This is a genomic window from Streptomyces sp. NPDC060205 (genome assembly GCF_042728395.1).
Classification (GTDB): Bacteria; Actinomycetota; Actinomycetes; order Streptomycetales; family Streptomycetaceae; genus Streptomyces.
Genome location: NZ_JBHWZP010000071.1, coordinates 1 through 15,627, shown reverse-complemented (window position 1 = coordinate 15,627; position 15,627 = coordinate 1). Strand labels below are relative to the sequence as shown.

14 protein-coding genes are annotated in these 15,627 nt (G+C 70.0%); 9 read left to right on the top strand and 5 right to left on the bottom strand.

Features of this window, described 5'->3' with window-relative positions; all coding sequences use genetic code 11:
• Window positions 1-10: 10 nt before the first annotated feature.
• The 3 genes from ACFWGJ_RS15315 to ACFWGJ_RS15305 all read right to left on the bottom strand — a co-directional run bounded on the left by ACFWGJ_RS15315 (window position 11) and on the right by ACFWGJ_RS15305 (window position 2,865).
• Window positions 11-760, bottom strand: a complete 750-nt coding sequence (locus tag ACFWGJ_RS15315) for a PaeR7I family type II restriction endonuclease (RefSeq protein ID WP_387324065.1) — start codon at window positions 758-760, stop codon at window positions 11-13.
• A gap of 11 nt (window positions 761-771) precedes the next feature.
• Window positions 772-2,454: an Eco57I restriction-modification methylase domain-containing protein gene (locus ACFWGJ_RS15310; protein WP_387324063.1), complete on the bottom strand. Its 1,683-nt coding sequence runs from the start codon at window positions 2,452-2,454 to the stop codon at window positions 772-774.
• 81 nt (window positions 2,455-2,535) lie between these two features.
• Entirely contained in the window at window positions 2,536-2,865 is a 330-nt protein-coding gene (locus ACFWGJ_RS15305) for a hypothetical protein (RefSeq protein ID WP_387324060.1), read from the bottom strand.
• 320 nt (window positions 2,866-3,185) lie between these two features.
• Between ACFWGJ_RS15305 and ACFWGJ_RS15300 the strand changes: the two genes are divergently transcribed.
• From ACFWGJ_RS15300 to ACFWGJ_RS15285, 4 genes are read left to right on the top strand one after another with little or no spacing between them, the layout of a single operon-like run.
• Window positions 3,186-3,449, top strand: a complete 264-nt coding sequence (locus ACFWGJ_RS15300) for a GntR family transcriptional regulator (protein ID WP_387324057.1) — start codon at window positions 3,186-3,188, stop codon at window positions 3,447-3,449.
• Window positions 3,450-3,498: 49 nt separating this feature from the next.
• A complete protein-coding gene (locus ACFWGJ_RS15295) occupies window positions 3,499-4,374 on the top strand; it encodes an LLM class flavin-dependent oxidoreductase (protein ID WP_387324055.1) in 876 nt (291 codons plus the stop codon).
• Window positions 4,375-4,431: 57 nt separating this feature from the next.
• Window positions 4,432-4,941 carry a GNAT family N-acetyltransferase gene (locus tag ACFWGJ_RS15290; protein ID WP_387324052.1) on the top strand — a complete coding sequence of 170 codons (510 nt, stop codon included), beginning with the start codon at window positions 4,432-4,434 and terminating at the stop codon, window positions 4,939-4,941.
• A 52-nt stretch (window positions 4,942-4,993) separates the two neighbouring features.
• Complete coding sequence (locus ACFWGJ_RS15285; protein WP_387324049.1) at window positions 4,994-5,755, top strand: class I SAM-dependent methyltransferase; 762 nt, start codon at window positions 4,994-4,996, stop codon at window positions 5,753-5,755.
• A gap of 199 nt (window positions 5,756-5,954) precedes the next feature.
• On the opposite strand, the gene ACFWGJ_RS15280 is transcribed toward ACFWGJ_RS15285, so the two are convergent.
• Complete coding sequence (locus ACFWGJ_RS15280; RefSeq protein WP_387324045.1) at window positions 5,955-6,305, bottom strand: ArsR/SmtB family transcription factor; 351 nt, start codon at window positions 6,303-6,305, stop codon at window positions 5,955-5,957.
• Between the two features lie 67 nt (window positions 6,306-6,372).
• Between ACFWGJ_RS15280 and ACFWGJ_RS15275 the strand changes: the two genes are divergently transcribed.
• A complete protein-coding gene (locus ACFWGJ_RS15275; protein WP_387324043.1) occupies window positions 6,373-8,286 on the top strand; it encodes a heavy metal translocating P-type ATPase in 1,914 nt (637 codons plus the stop codon).
• Window positions 8,287-8,386: 100 nt separating this feature from the next.
• On the opposite strand, the gene ACFWGJ_RS15270 is transcribed toward ACFWGJ_RS15275, so the two are convergent.
• On the bottom strand, window positions 8,387-9,544 hold the full coding sequence (locus tag ACFWGJ_RS15270) for a winged helix DNA-binding domain-containing protein (protein ID WP_387324108.1): 1,158 nt from the start codon (window positions 9,542-9,544) through the stop codon (window positions 8,387-8,389).
• A 924-nt stretch (window positions 9,545-10,468) separates the two neighbouring features.
• Here ACFWGJ_RS15270 and ACFWGJ_RS15265 point away from each other — a divergent pair.
• From ACFWGJ_RS15265 to ACFWGJ_RS15250, 4 genes are all read left to right on the top strand, one after another.
• The gene (locus ACFWGJ_RS15265; RefSeq protein ID WP_210880572.1) at window positions 10,469-11,242 is read left to right on the top strand and encodes an isoprenyl transferase; all 774 of its coding nucleotides are present in this window, start codon (window positions 10,469-10,471) and stop codon (window positions 11,240-11,242) included.
• Between the two features lie 339 nt (window positions 11,243-11,581).
• The gene (locus tag ACFWGJ_RS15260) at window positions 11,582-12,907 is read left to right on the top strand and encodes a PhoH family protein (RefSeq protein WP_107020261.1); all 1,326 of its coding nucleotides are present in this window, start codon (window positions 11,582-11,584) and stop codon (window positions 12,905-12,907) included.
• A gap of 418 nt (window positions 12,908-13,325) precedes the next feature.
• Window positions 13,326-14,042 carry a lytic transglycosylase domain-containing protein gene (locus ACFWGJ_RS15255; RefSeq protein WP_366787685.1) on the top strand — a complete coding sequence of 239 codons (717 nt, stop codon included), beginning with the start codon at window positions 13,326-13,328 and terminating at the stop codon, window positions 14,040-14,042.
• Window positions 14,043-14,177: 135 nt separating this feature from the next.
• On the top strand, window positions 14,178-15,506 hold the full coding sequence (locus ACFWGJ_RS15250; RefSeq protein WP_387324039.1) for an AI-2E family transporter: 1,329 nt from the start codon (window positions 14,178-14,180) through the stop codon (window positions 15,504-15,506).
• Window positions 15,507-15,627: the final 121 nt, after the last annotated feature.

The window sequence follows — 15,627 nt, the reverse complement described above, 5'->3', positions numbered from 1 at the left end:
CGAACGCCCGCTACAGCGGCAAAGTGCCTTGCTCGGGCCCGGGCAGGCCCAGGTCTTCCAAGTACCTGAGGCGGGCGTTGATGGCGGCCGCGAAGTGACGCCAGTCCAGACTGACGACGGGCTCCAAGGGTTTGGGACCGTCCTTCGAAGACGTGATGTAGCAGACCGAGTCGTACAACCCCTCGTCCATCAGGCGCTCGCAGAAGATGGCGAACCTGTCCTGGTAGGACTTGCCCAGCCAGATCCGTTCGACCGGGAAGGGGCCTTTCCGTACGGACACCGAGCTACGGGACTTGGGGTGATCCTCCATGATGAAGAAATACCCGAGCCACGGCTTTTCGCCGGGGAAGGCATCGGCCAGCGCGGCACGGCGCAGGTCCACAGCGCTGCCCAGGGCTTCTTCGACGCGGTTGTTGTAGTTGTTCCCGAAGGAAGGCCCGCCGAGGGCTTTGAGCTCGAAGGCGGCGACCAGAGTGTTGCCGCGGGTCACCACGAGATCCCACTGCTTCTGGGGTCGGTAGTACCCAGGAAGCTCCAGGCCCTGATTTTTGGTGACGCGAATGTCTTCCGGTGCGTACCCGGCGTCAAGGAAGAACTTGGCAAGCAGCGCCACGATGCTGTCGAAGTGCTTGCCTCCTCGCACCGAGCCGGCCGTTCCCGCCCCGACGGCATCCTTGATGGCAGACAGCTCTCGCTGCGTGTGCTTGGCGTCCCAGTACGCGGCAACGGCCGCTTCGAAGTCTTCGCGGCTGACGGTCACAGCACATCCCCCTAGTCAGGCAACCGGTCGAGTCCGTACGCGCGAAGCGCGGCATCGGTCGCTGCTTTCACGTCCCGCTCGTCGAAGGCTTTCGCGAGCGCTGAGCGAACCTCTTCCCGCATTTCGGCGGGGTCCGGTACGCGGATCTTGCGCAGGTACTGAGCCTGGAACCGAAGCGTTCCGCCCCGCATCTTGACCGCGTACGCCTCTACGAATGCCTCGGCGACCTTGGAAAGCAGGAGGCCGCCGAGAACGCGCAGATCCCAGGTGTTCGACACGATGTAGTACAAGTTGTGGTGCGGATAGAGTCGGCCCTCGTCCAGCACCGGATGAATCGTCAGCTTCAAGTCCGGAAAAAGGAGTTTGGGCCGCTTTGTCAGCCTGGGGTCGACCTTGTCGATGGTCTTGTACCAGCGGGCCGGCTGTTTGACCGCGACGTAACGCGTACTGAGTGTCTGACGGTGTCGCCTGAAGTAAGCAGCCAGTTTGGGGTAGTCGGTGAGATCGACGAGCTGACCCTGGGAATCCCAGGGATTCACCAGATGACTGCCACCCCAGTTGATCTCACCGCTCTTCGTGTCCTTGACCATGGCGAGGGGCAGCATGCGCTCGGGCTCCGCAGTGTCCCGGTCCTGGGTGATGAAGATCTTGTCGGCGCCGGTTGCGACGCCGATTCCGACACGGGTACCGGTGGCCTCGTCCTCAAGGAGAGGGAAGCGGTCGTTCAGCTCCTCCAACATGGCCAGGCGAGCCGGCGAAGCCGAAGGCCAGGAGTCCTCGCCGGGGAACCAATGAGGAAGGCGAGCGGTGTGATAGCTCGGCCGCTCGACGAAGTCCTCGACCGGCTTTGCCGCCCACAGTCCGAACTCCCGGGCCGCCTTTTCGTCGAAGGCGGCTGTGGTGTCGGCCACGATCGCCGCGTCCTGATCCCCGCGGCTGACAACGGTGATGGCGGGGTATGCCGAGACCTGCTCCTCGAAAGCGTTCACGTCGTGCATCGTGAGCACCAGGTCCATGCTGTAGTCGCGGGCCACAAGCTTGCGGAGGTCGCGGCCGTACTGATTCCGCATCCAGCGGTCGGCGCAGATGAAGCCGAGTTTCCCGCCCCTTTTGAGCGAGCGCAGGCCGGTTTCGTAGAAGCCGATGTAGATGTCGGACCGGCCGTTCATGGTGGTGCACGCCTTGCGGTACGCCTTCATGCGGCCTTCCGGCACGTCCTCCAGCCGGATGTACGGGGGGTTGCCCACGACGAAGTCCGCGGGGTGCGCGTTCGTTTTCTGCAGAAGGAAGTCCCCGTGATTGACCCACGAGGACACGACCTTCTCCACTTCGGGGGCGCTCCAGCCCGCTTCGAGAAGCTGTGCCGAGATGATCGCCCGGCTGTGTACGACGTTCGACTCGACCAGATCGAAGGCCCTGACCGCGTCGATCGCGTCGAGGAGGGAACGGCCGTGGTTTCGGCACGAGGCGCTGAGCCTCGTCGCAATCGGAGAGAGAAAGGCGCCCTGGCCACAAGCGGGCTCGACCATCCGCAGACCGGCGAGGTCGACCTCTTCCTTGTACCCGACCAGGTCAAGGATCGTCTCGACGACCCAGCGGCGGGTAAAGACCTCGCCGTGCCGCACGGCCTCCTGCAACGCTTTCGGGAGGACGAGTGCGCTGGCGGGAAGGCCGAAAAGAGCCTCAGTTTCCACGCCACGACCCTACCGTCCGCCCTGTGACCGCCATGACGCTCCTGAGCCCGCGCCGGTGCATCCGGATGTCGGCCCTTCGAGCTACCCCACTCGACATCGAGGACACCCGGACGGCGGGAACGCGGACGTAAGCGACACCGGCAGCGCGCCGCCACGCACCGGCACTTCGACTCTGTTCCGCTCCTCGGAGACGCTGCCGTCCACGTCGACCCGGTAGACACGCAGGGTGAGACGGGAGCGCCGGGACTCGGGTTCGGGGAGTTCGTACGGGTCCCTGCGGGGCGGGTAGTGGTCGGCGCACTCCTGGCACGCGTAGACGTTGAAGCCGGGGCCCGTCGCCTCGTGCACCAGTACCGGCTCCGCCGCGGCGCGTTCGCAGCGCGCGCACATCCGTACCGACGGGCGCGTCATCGGACAGCCACCCGGACGGCGTGCGCGCGGTTCCGCCCCACGCCGAAGCGGGGCGGCGGAGGGACCGGGACGAACCGCAGCGGCGGCAGCGTGCCGAGGCGGTGACGGCCCCGGGGTCGTGGGGTGCAGATGTGCAGAATCGAGACAAGCATGCGAAGAGTAAGGTCCAACACGTTGGCGCTCCTCCGAGACGTCGGCCATGCCCCGGGACGGCTCGCATCCATCGCCGGGGTCTTTTGCGTTCCGACGGTACAAGCTTAGTGAAGCTATGTATAGCTCACTGACGGTTACTAAAGGTCGAGCATGCTTACGGTGGCTCCATGAGTGACCAGAACAGGATTCCGGACTTTGACCCGCAAGGGCCGCAACTTGTGTACGTCGCCATCGCCGATCACGTCGCCGCCCGTATCGCGGCAGGTGAGCTGCGGCCGGGCGCTCGGCTGCCTCCCGAGCGTGACCTCGCCACCGAGTACGGGGTCGCCTACCTGACGGTGCGCCGCGCCGCTCAGGTGCTGCGGGAGCGGCAGCTCATCGTCACCGTTCACGGCAAGGGCACCTTCGTCGCCGATCCGCTCCCGGAGTGATCCCGACAAACAGGTTGAGCCCCACCCACCCCCCGGGTAGGAACACGCCATGACCTCACTCGGTGCTGTTTTTCGGCCTCAACTGCCGCCAGAACGTCTGCGAGAGCTGGTCCGTGCCGCGGACGGTGCGGGGCTGGAGGAGCTCTGGTTGTGGGAGGACTGTTTCCTCGAAGGGGGCATCTCCGCCGCCGCGGCGGCCCTCGCCTGGACCGAGCGGCTGCGTGTCGGAGTCGGTCTGCTTCCCGTGCCGCTGCGCAACGTCGCCGTCACCGCCATGGAGACCGCCACCCTGCACCGGCTCTTCCCGGGCCGGCCCGTCCTCGGCGTCGGCCACGGCGTGCAGAGCTGGATGGGGCAGGTAGGCGCGCGGGCCGAGTCGCCCGTGACGCTCCTGCGCGAGTACCTCGCCGCCCTGCGCGCCCTGCTCGCCGGTGAGCGCGTCACCACCGACGGCCGGTACGTGAAGCTCGACGGCGTCGCCCTCGACTGGCCCCCGCCCGCACCCGTACCGATCCTCGCCGGAGCCACCGGCCCCCGCTCGCTCAGGCTCTCCGGAGAGGCCGCGGACGGCACCATTCTCACCGCCAGTACGCCACCCGACGGCGTACGAAAAGCCCGGCAGCTCATCGACGAAGGGCGCGCCTCGGCCTCCCGTACCGACGTCCCGCACACCGTCGTCGTCTACCTCCTCACCGCCACCGGCCCCGGCGCCGCCGCCCGGCTCCACGCCGAACTGGAGGCCGAGGGTGTGGCATCGGTCCCGGACCTCGGGGTCGCCGGGGACGCGGGCGCCGTCGCCAAGGCTGTGCAGCGCCTCACGGAGGCGGGCGCCGACACGGTCGTCCTGCAGCCCACCGCCGACGAACCGGACCCTGAGGGCTTCATCCGCTTCACCGCCGAAGAGGTACGCCCCCTCGTGCCCTGAGCGGCGGCGACGCGGCGGTCCGGCGACTGTCAGTGCCCGCTGCCAGACTCCCTCGGTATGACCGATGACACGCGCGTACGGCTGAGGCCCGTGAAGGAAGCCGACCTGGAGGCGTTCTTCGAGCAGGAGCAGGACCCCGAGGCGACCCGCCGGTCGAGATTCCCCGCCCGGCCGCGCGGGCGCTTCATGACCCACTGGGCCACCCGCATCCTCGGCGACGACACCGTCCTCGTACGGACGGTCGAGGTGGACGGCGCCCCGGCCGGTCACATCGTCGCCTGGTGGGAGGGGAGCGGGGAAGGGAAGGAGGACCGGCGGTTCATCGGGTACTGGCTCGGGCGGTCCTACTGGGGCAGGGGCATCGGCACCCGAGCTCTCGCCCTGTTCCTGCGCGAGGAGAGCAACCGCCCCCTCTACGCCGACCCCTTCACCGAGAACACCGCCTCGGTCCGCCTGCTGGAGCACCACGGCTTCCGCCCCGCCGGCACGGTCCGGCACGGCGACGACGTCCACACCCTCCTCGTACTCGACGTACTCGACGCTGCCCCGGCCCCCGCTCCGGAGTAGCCCGGCAGTAAACCCGTCGCGTCCCGCACGCCTCTGCTGTCACCATCGCCCGATGAGGTCCTTCCGAGAACTCGTCGCCGAAGCCGAGGCCGTCCCCACCCAGGGGTGGGACTTCTCGTGGTTCGAGGGACGGGCCACCGAGGAGCGCCCCTCCTGGGGGTACGCGCGCTCCATGGCGGAGCGACTGGCCCGGGCGGACGCCGCTCTCGACATCCAGACCGGCGGCGGCGAAGTACTGGCCTCCGCAGGGAAGTTGCCGGCGCTCACCGTCGCCACCGAGGGCTGGCCTCCGAACGTCGCCAAGGCCACCGCCCTGCTCCATCCGCTCGGCGCGGTCGTCGTCGCCGCCCCGGAGGACGCCCCGCTGCCCTTCGGCGACCAGGCCTTCGACCTCGTCGTGAGCCGGCACCCGGTGACCCCGCACTGGACGGAGATCGCCCGTGTGCTCCGACCGGGCGGTACGTATTTCGCCCAGCACGTGGGCCCCGGCAGCGTCTTCGAGGTCATCGAGTACTTCCTCGGTCCGCAGCCGGAGGCCGGGCGCGGCGACCGCCACCCCGACCGCGAGCGCGCCGGCACCGAGGCGGCAGGGCTGCGGATCGTCGACCTGCGGGCGGCGCGGCTGCGGATGGAGTTCCACGACATCGGGGCCGTCGTGCACTTCCTGCGGAAGGTGGTGTGGATGGTGCCCGGTTTCACCGTCGACCGGTACCGGCAGCAACTTCTGCGCCTGCACGAGCGGATCGAGGAGGAGGGCCCGTTCGTGGCCCACAGCACCCGCCACCTCATCGAAGCCCGCAAGCCCACTGCTTGACCGCCGCCCGCTGACCGCCGCCCGCCGACCGCGGACGGCTAGCCCGCCGCCCGCCGCCCGCCGACCGCGGACGGCTAGCCCGCCGCCCGCCGACCGCGGACGGCTAGCCCGCCGCCCGCCGACCGCGGACGGCTAGCCCGCCGACCACCGACTGCGAACGGCTAGGCCGCCGACCGCCGGCCACCACCCCTTCAGGCGGTCACGCCTCGTCCCGCAGCCCCAGCCGCAGATGCTCCACGTGGTGCAGCGCCTGCTCCAGCAGCTCCGCCACATGGTGGTCGTACAGCGCGTACACGATCGACCGTCCGCGCCGCTCTCCCGTGACGAGCCCCAGGTTCCGCAGCAGCCGCAACTGGTGGGAGCACGCCGACTGTTCCAGCTCCGCCGCCTCGGCGAGTTCGCCGACCGCGCACGGGCCCTCCCGCAGGCGCGCCAGGATGCGCAGCCGGGAAGGCGTGGCCAGGGCCTGGAGCGTCGCCGCGACGTCCGCGGCGCCGACGGCGTCCAGACGGTCGCGGATGCTGCTTTTCGCATCCACTCCATGACCCATGCCGCCATCGTAGCGAGACGGCCGCCTCAGCCCTGAGAAATCCATCGGTACAAATGAAGACGTATTCATGTGTTCCTGTATGGTGGCGCTCGTGCAGCCCGCCCCCACGCGTCTCCTCGCCCTGCCCGAAGCCCGCTGGGCCGCCCTCTCCACGGCGGCCTTCCTGCTCGCGCTCCCGCTCCACCTGCTCGGCGCGACCGCCTGGCTGTGGGGCCCGTTGTACGCCGCCGCCTACCTGGCCGGCGGCTGGGAGCCCGCGCTCGAAGGGCTCAGGGCGCTGCGCGGGAAGACCCTCGACGTCGACCTGCTGATGATCGTCGCGGCGCTCGGCGCGGCCTCGATCGGCCAGGTCATGGACGGCGCGCTGCTCATCGTCATCTTCGCCACCTCGGGCGCGATGGAGGCCCTGGCCACCGCCCGCACCGAGGACAGCGTCCGCGGCCTCCTCGGTCTTGCACCCCCGACGGCCACCCGGCTGCACCCCGCGAGCGGTACGGAGGAAGAGGGGGAGAGGGAGGAAACCGTCGAGGCCGCCGCGCTCGCCATCGGCGACGTGATCCTCGTACGCCCCGGTGAGCGTGTGGGAGCCGACGGCCGCGTCCTCGACGGCGCGAGCGACGTCGACCAGGCGACCATCACCGGCGAACCCCTGCCCGTGCCGAAGGCGGTGGGCGACGAGGTCTTCGCCGGGACGCTGAACGGGACCGGCGCCCTGCGCGTCCGCGTCGAGCGCGACCCCTCCGACACGGTGATCGCGCGGGTCGTCGCCCTCGTCGAGGAGGCGTCCCGCACGAAGGCCCCCACCCAGCTCTTCGTCGAGCGGATCGAACACCGCTACGCGCTCGGCATGGTCGCCGCGACCGTCCTCGTCTTCGCCGTCCCGCTCGCCCTCGGCGCCGACCTCACCGGGGCGCTCCTGCGCGCCATGACCTTCATGATCGTGGCCTCCCCGTGCGCGGTGGTCCTGGCGACGATGCCGCCGCTCCTGTCGGCCATCGCCAACGCGGGCCGCCACGGCGTGCTCATCAAGTCCGCCGTCGTGATGGAATGCCTCGGCCAGACCGACCGGATCGCCTACGACAAGACCGGCACGCTCACCGAGGGCACCCCCCACCTCGTCAAGATCCTCCCGGAGCCCGGCTTCTCGGAGACCGAGCTGCTCTCCCTCGCGGCCGCCGCCGAGCACCGCAGCGAGCACCCGCTGGCCCGCGCGATCGTGGCCGCCGCGCACGACCTCCCGCGCGGCGAGACCCCGGGGGAGGCGTACGGCTTCCGGTCCGTGCCCGGCCGCGGGGTCACCGCGACCGTCGCCGGACGCGAGGTGGCGGTCGGTTCGCCCGAGCGGCTGGGCGAGGGAGGGTCGGTCCCCGACACCGACGGCACGGCGGTCGTGGTGCGCGTGGACGGCGTCCGCGCGGGCTGGCTGCTCCTCGCGGACCGGCTCCGCCCCGGCGCCCCGGAAGCCGTCACCGCGCTGAACCGCCTCACCACTGCCCCACCCGTCCTCCTCACCGGCGACAACCCGCGGGCAGCGCACGCCGTCGCCGAGCGGACCGGCATCCCCTCCGACGGCGTACGCGCCGGCCTGCTCCCGCACGAGAAGGCCGAGGCGGTACGGGACCTGGGCGGCCGGGTGCTCCTCGTCGGCGACGGGGTGAACGACGCCCCCGCCCTGGCCGCCGCCCACACGGGCGTCGCGATGGGCCGGGCGGGCTCGGACCTGGCCCTGGAGACCGCGGACGCCGTGCTCGTCCACGACGACCTGACCGCCGTACCCAGGGCGGTCGCCCTCTCCCGCCGCGCCCGGCGGCTGGTCGTGCAGAACCTGTGCCTGGCGGGGGCGTTCATCGGCGTCCTGGTCGTCTGGGACCTGGTGGGCCATCTGCCGCTGCCCCTCGGCGTCGCGGGCCACGAGGGCTCCACGATCCTGGTCGGGCTCAACGGCCTGCGGCTGCTGCGGGAGAGCGCCTGGCGCGAGTAGGCCCCCAAGTGCTCCCGGACCCTAGCGCCCTGGGACCTCGGGGCCCCAGGGCCCAAGTGCTCCCGGGCCCCAGCGCCCCGGACCCCAACGCCCGGGCCGGTCAGGCGTGCGCCCCCGCCGTCACCTTCCCCACCACCAGCTCCGGCCTCGCCTCCAGGATCTCGCCGACCCGCTCGGCCTGCTCGCCCAGTTCCCTCTCCTGCGCGCCGGTCAGCCGTCGCAGCGGCTCCACCGTCACCGTCGTCCGCCCGCCCTGCCGCCGCTGGTGCCAGACCCCGGCGACCACCCCGTCGACGAGCAGCACGGGAAAGTTCCCCGCCTGTCCGCCGGCCAGGGCCCGTCGGTAGGCGGCGCCGGGGAACATCCGCTCGCGCGGCTGGGCGGCGACGGCGTACGCGTCGAAGTAGGGGAGGAGCCGCACGCCCCGTACGGCCTCGGCGGGGAAGTCCTGGTCGCCCGCCACGACCCAGGCCGCTGTTCCCTCGAAGTCGACCTCCTCGATCCCGCCGGACGCGGCCAGCGACGTGAAGAGGCCGGCGGACCAACCCCGGGGCGCGGCGGCCCACTTGGCGAAGTGCTGCGGCGTCGCGGGACCGTACGCGCGCAGATAGTGGCGTACGAGGGTGGCCAGAGCCTCGTCGGCGGGGAGCGGGTCGAAGTGCGGCGGGCGGGTGTACGTCGCCTTGCGGCCCCGGTTCGGCGCGAAGCACAGGACGCCGGACTGGCCCGCGCGATGCATCACCTGGCGCCAGCGCGGCCATGTGCCCTGGAACGCCTCCATCACCAGGTCCCCGGCCCACGGCCCGGTGCGGGCCACGACCTCCTCGGACAGTTCGTCGATGGTCAGCTGCCGTCCGTCGAGGGCGTCGCCGACCGCCGCGACGACCTGCTCCTCCTGTCCGGCGGTCATGCGCACCGCCGGATGCGGGCTCGTGCCGCTCGGCACGGCGGTCAGGGCGGCGCTCCAGAAGGGCAGTTCGTCGGCGGCGAGGAGATGGATCGTGCCCCGCGGGCCGTACGTCTTCACCAGGCTCCGGTCCTCCCACAGCGCCGACCGCACGTCCTGGCGGGTCGCGCCGCCGAGTCGCAGGGCCAGGGAGACCTCGGCCGCCGACAGGACCTGCGCGTGCACGGCGAGCAGGGTGGACGCGACCGCGGCGACGGACGTCCCGGACCGGGCGGGCTGGTGCAGCAGCTGACGCCCGTAGCGCCGCGCACTCGCCTCGTCCCAGGTGACCCTCGTGATCCTCGATGTCATGGCGGCGACGCTAGAGGGGAAGTAGGTCAGATCCTGGCCGCCGGCGACGACGGTCATCCAGTCCGACCTCCGTATGCGGGCAAATGGTAGGCAATCTGCGCATGGGTGAAATTACCTCCTGTAAACACTCAAGGCAGAGCAAAGAGCTCCGGCGGCTTCGCAGGGTCGGACGGGGCGGCTGTAAAAATCCCTGAAACGCACACAGAGTTTCCACATCGTTATGCCGATTGGCTCATTCCGCTCTTCGGGGTCACGTAAGTTCGGACCAAGGCAATTCGCGTCAGCAAAGCTGCGCGGGACGGCACCGCGCTGCGGAGGGGGCTGCGCGGTGCCCGCCGCTCCCCTTGATTCCCGGGGGCGAGGGTGGTCGTCACCCGGCCGCGTCACTCTTGGGGCGTACGTCCGAGACGGACGGGTCAACGCCTCATATCCTCGTGCGAACCCCCTGGTTCTCTTCGAATTCTCCTCGATCTCCTTCGAATTAGCTGGGAATCGGCCATGATCTGCCACTGAATGAACGCTTCCACTCCCACGCAGACGGTCTCAGCCGACTCCGGAGAGTAGTTGTGGCACGCCGATGCGCGCGACATCCCTTACGAAGGGTTATGGTGGAAACCCCCCCTCGGGCCGGTCCGTCTCCCCCCCCACGGACCGGCCCGTTTTTTTGTGCGCCGATACGCGCCGGGCGTACGCCCCGGAGCCGCCGTAGTGCCCAGCCGGGCGCCCTCGCTGCCGTGCCTGCTCCAGCGCCTGGTCCCGTACCGCGCGGCGGTCCGCCCGCGGTCCGCCCCGGGTCCGTCCGGACCCCGTCCCCGGTCCGTCCGTCGGCCGGGAGCCCTTGTACCCCTAGGGGATGGGGCGCTCCGGCGGGGGTAGGGTGTCGCCCTCGGGGACTGCCATCTGCACGGAGGGGCTGACGAAAACGTGAACCTGCGCGACAACCTGCGCCGCTTGCTGGTCAGGTTCTATGCACGCAGGGTGGAAGGCCACCTTGACCACGACCAGGTGCCCAAGCACATCGGGGTCATCATGGACGGCAACCGGCGCTGGGCGAAGGCCGCCGGCAGCACCGCCGCCCAGGGGCACCGGGCCGGAGCGCACAAGATCGAGGAATTCCTCGGCTGGTGCTCCGAGACCGACGTCGAGGTCGTCACCCTCTGGCTGTTGTCCACGGACAACTTCGACCGCCCGGAGGAAGAACTCGTACCGCTGCTCGGCATCATCGAGAACGTCGTGAGTTCCCTCGCCGCCGACGGCCGCTGGCGTGTGCACCACGTCGGCACGCCGGACATCCTGCCCTCGCGGATGCAGACCGTCCTGAAGGAGGCCGAGGAGTCCACCGCGCACGTCGGCGGGATACTGGTCAACGTCGCCATCGGCTACGGCGGCCGGCAGGAGATCGCCGACGCCGTGCGCTCGATGATCCTCGACCACGCCGACAAGGGCACCTCGCTGGAGAAGCTCGCCGAGGACGTCAGCGTCGACATGATCGGCAAGCACCTCTACACCAGCGACCAGCCCGACCCCGACCTCGTGATCCGGACCAGCGGCGAGCAGCGGCTGTCCGGATTCATGCTCTGGCAGACGGCGCACTCCGAGTACTACTTCTGCGAGGTCTTCTGGCCGGCCTTCCGCAAGGTCGACTTCCTGCGCGCCCTGCGCGACTACGCGGCCCGCCACCGGCGCTACGGCGGATGAGGGACCGAGGCGGCCCCGCCGCCAGGGGCTGCCGCGGGACCGGGGACTGGTCCTTTGGGGTGGAAGTAATGAGGAGTTCACCAGGGCGCCGTCATGTGTGCTGGCATGGCATGGCTCGTTCGAGGGCATAAAGCCTCCAGGTCGACGCCCGAATCACGGGTGTCGGATCTCAGCGGACGGCACGGGGCCGTCCGCCCGGGAGGCCCTTTGCACCAGCGCGACCGTGCGGTCAGTACGGACGAGGCGGAGGGCCGGTTCACGGCCCGTGCATCGGTGCCGGAAACCGGTCCACCTCTCCTCCGTCGCTCCCCGACCTCATCCGAGGGGGTACGTCCTTCCGTGGTGACCAGCACAAAGCGCCGTATGCCAGACCGGCGCACCTATGTTCTCGACACCAGCGTCCTGCTGGCCGACCCGCACGCCATGAACCGCTTCGACGAGCACGAAGTAGTGCTGCCGATCGTCGTGGTCACGGAATTGGAGGCCAAGCGGCACCATCCCGAGCTCGGCTACTTCGCCCGGCAGGCCCTGCGTCTGCTCGACGAGTTCCGGGTGAAATATGGCCGTCTCGACGCCCCCATCCCCACGGGGGAGTTGGGCGGGACGGTCCGTGTCGAGCTCAATCACTCGGACCCCAGCGTGCTGCCGAGCGGCTACCGCCTGGGGGACAACGACTCCCGCATCCTCGCGGTCGCCCGCAATCTGCAGGCGGAGGGTTTCGACGTCACGGTCGTGTCGAAGGACCTCCCGCTGCGGATCAAGGCCTCCTCGGTCGGGCTCCTCGCCGAGGAGTACCGCGCGGAACTCGCCATCACAGGCTCCTCCGGCTGGACCGGAATGTCCGAACTGACGCTCTCCGGCGAGCAGGTGGACCTCCTCTTCGACCAGGAGAGCCTGTACGTCCCCGAGGCGTCCGACTTCCCCGTCCACACGGGTCTGATGATCCAGTCCGAGCGCGGCAAGGCGCTGGGACGGGTGACGGCCGAGGGCAACGTCCGGCTCGTACGCGGTGACCGGGAGGCCTTCGGCATCAAGGGCCGCAGTGCGGAGCAGCGCATCGCGCTGGATCTGCTCCTCGACCCGGACATCGGGATCGTGTCGATGGGCGGCCGGGCCGGCACCGGGAAGTCGGCGCTCGCCCTCTGCGCGGGCCTGGAGGCCGTGCTCGAACGGCGCCAGCACCAGAAGGTGATGGTCTTCCGGCCGCTGTACGCGGTCGGCGGGCAGGAGCTGGGCTATCTGCCCGGTTCCGAGTCCGAGAAGATGGGCCCCTGGGCGCAGGCGGTCTTCGACACGCTGTCCGCGGTCACCAGCCGCGAGGTCATCGAGGAGATCACCGCGCGCGGCATGCTGGAGGTCCTGCCGCTCACGCACATCCGGGGCCGTTCCCTCCACGACGCGTTCGTGATCGTGGACGAGGCGCAATCCCTCGAACGGAACGTCCTGTTGACCGTTCTGTCCCGAATCGGCTCGAATTCGCGGGTGATCCTCACCCATGACGTGGCCCAGCGGGACAACCTCAGGGTCGGCCGGTACGACGGAGTGGTGGCCGTCGTCGAGAAACTGAAGGGGCATCCGCTCTTCGCGCACGTCACCCTCACCCGGTCCGAGCGGTCCCAGATTGCCGCCCTTGTGACCGAAATGCTGGAGGACGGACAGATCTGATCCCGGCTGCACCCACCCGTCCCGGTCTGTCCGACGGGTGGTGACTGCACGGTAGTTGGCGCCGTCCGGCAAAGGCGAAGAGCCTAGCCGGGCGGCGTCGTCGTGCGCGCTCGTTTCCGGAAAACTTCTGAGGCAAACGAGGTGTGAGCTTTCACACCCAGCACAGAATTGCCTCGCGGCGCCGGGGTACGGCAGAGTCTCACTCCTGTCAGGCCCCGCATACGACACACCTGTACCCCCAGCGGCACAGCACAGCAGGAACCTCAGAACTCCATAACGCCGTCGTATGCCGCCCGCGCACCAAGAGGCGCTCCCCGCAAGGGAGTTGCCCACCGGGCCCGTGCCTCCCGTGACCCCGCAGTTGGGAGGCCAGTGCCAGGGGCAAGATTGCGTCCGCGAGGGTCACCTGTAGCGGTCGATGCTGGAAGGAAACCGTGTGAGCCGGATTTCGGTCCGTGGGCTCGCAGTGGCCTCGGCCACCGCAGTCACCGCTGTCGGCGCTGTTACGGGTGTTGCCTCGGGCAGCACCGCACCGGCGAGCGATGACGCCGAGGCAACGGCGAGCGGCGCCACGCTCCTCGCGGACATACCCGCGGGCGCGCAAGCGCAGGTGCAGACCGCCTCTCTGACTCAGCAGGCCGACTCCCAGGCCATCGCGGCGGACGCGACAGCCAAGAAGGACGCCGAAGCAGCCGCGCGCAAGCAGGCGGCCAAGGATGCGGTCGCCAAGCAGCAGGCCGCCGAGAAGGCCGAGAAAGAGGCGAAGGAGCGCAAGGAGGCCGAGAAGGTCGCCAGCCGTTCCGCCACGCGTGACGCGTCCAGCTTCACGGTCAAGGCGTCGTACACCGCCGCCGAGGTCCAGGAGATGGCCCGCCAGCTCGTCCCCGCGGACCAGTTCGCGTGCTTCAGCCGGATCGTCGACCACGAGTCCAGCTGGAACTACCAGGCCGACAACCCCACCTCCGACGCGTACGGCCTCATGCAGGCCCTGCCGGGTTCGAAGATGTCCTCGGCCGGTGCCGACTGGGCGACCAACCCGGCGACGCAGATCAAGTGGGGCCTGAGCTACATGGACGGCCGCTACGGCAGCCCGTGCGCCGCCTGGAACTTCTGGCAGGCCAACAACTACTACTGAGCCGCCGGCAGGCTCAACCCCGCGGAGCCCTTCACCGTCCTACGGTGAGGGGCTTCTGCCATGTACGGTCGATGCCGACGTCTCCAGGGACTCCAGGGAGGAGTGGTGGGGAGCAACGGGGGAAGAGGACGGTTCATGTCGCGAGTGCCAGGTTGGTTCGGCCGGATCGGTGCCGGACTCACCGAAGTGGGAGAACGGCTGGACGCGCGCCGCGCGGCAGCCGAGAAGGACGACGAGATCGACAAGGACGAGGACGTGGGTGCGGATTCCCTGCCCTCCTCCCTGCCGGGGTCGTCACCGGAAGGCCCGGTCGTCCGCGTCCGCCCCGATCCCGCCACCGCCGTCCCCTGGGGCATGCGGGTCGCCGCCGAGGCCGGCTGGCGGCTGCTCGTCCTCGCGGGCACCGTCTGGGTGCTGATGCGCGTCATCAGCGCCGTCCAACTGGTCGTCCTGGCCTTCGTCTCCGCACTGCTCATCACCGCCCTGCTCCAGCCCACGGTCGCCCGGCTGCGCGGATACGGGTTCCCGCGCGGCCTCGCCACCGCGCTCACCGCGATCCTCGGCTTCGTCATCATGGGGCTCGTCGGATGGTTCGTGGTCTGGCAGGTCATGGAGAACATCAACAACCTCGCCGACCAGATCCAGGACGGCATCGACGAGCTGCAGCGATGGCTGCTGAACAGCCCGTTCCATGTCACCGAGGACCAGATCAAGGACATCGCCAAGAGCCTGCGCGAGGCGGTCGGGGCGAACACCGAGGAGATCACGTCCGCGGGGCTCGAAGGCGTCACCGTCATCGTCGAGGCGCTCACCGGCATCCTCCTGACGATGTTCTCCACGCTCTTCCTGCTCTACGACGGCAAGCGCATCTGGGAGTGGACGCTCAAGCTCGTCCCGGCGGCGGCACGTCCGGGCGTGGCGGGAGCGGGGCCGCGGGCCTGGCGCACGCTCACCGCGTACGTCCGCGGCACGGTGATAGTGGCCCTGATCGACGCCATCTTCATCGGGCTCGGCATCTTCTTCCTCGACGTCCCGATGGCCGTACCGCTCGCCGTGTTCATCTTCCTCGGCGCGTTCATCCCGCTCGTCGGCGCGGTCATCTCCGGGGCGCTCGCGGTCGTCGTCGCGCTCGTCACGCAGGGCGTGTTCACGGCCGTCATGACCCTGGCCGTCGTGCTGGCCGTCCAGCAGATCGAAGGGCACATCCTGCAGCCGTTCATCCTCGGGCGGGCGGTGCGGGTGCATCCGCTGGCCGTCGTGCTGTCCGTCGCGGCGGGGGGGATGGTGGCGGGGATCGGTGGTGCGGTGGTGGCTGTGCCGCTCGTCGCCGTCACCAACACGGTGGTGGGGTACTTGCGGTCGCACTCGCGTGAGACGGCGCTGCGCCATTCGCCGGGCCCGCACGGATCCACGGCGGTGGCCGCGGCAGCCCCGCCCCCGGAGGACACGCCACCGCCGGCGTAGGGCGATTCTTTCGCCCCCGCCGCCCCTACCCTTCCCGTCACTGCATGGGGGCTGCGCCCCCTCGCCCCCCTGATCGCGCTACGCGCTCGTCCTCAAACGCCGGACGGGCTGAATACGTTTC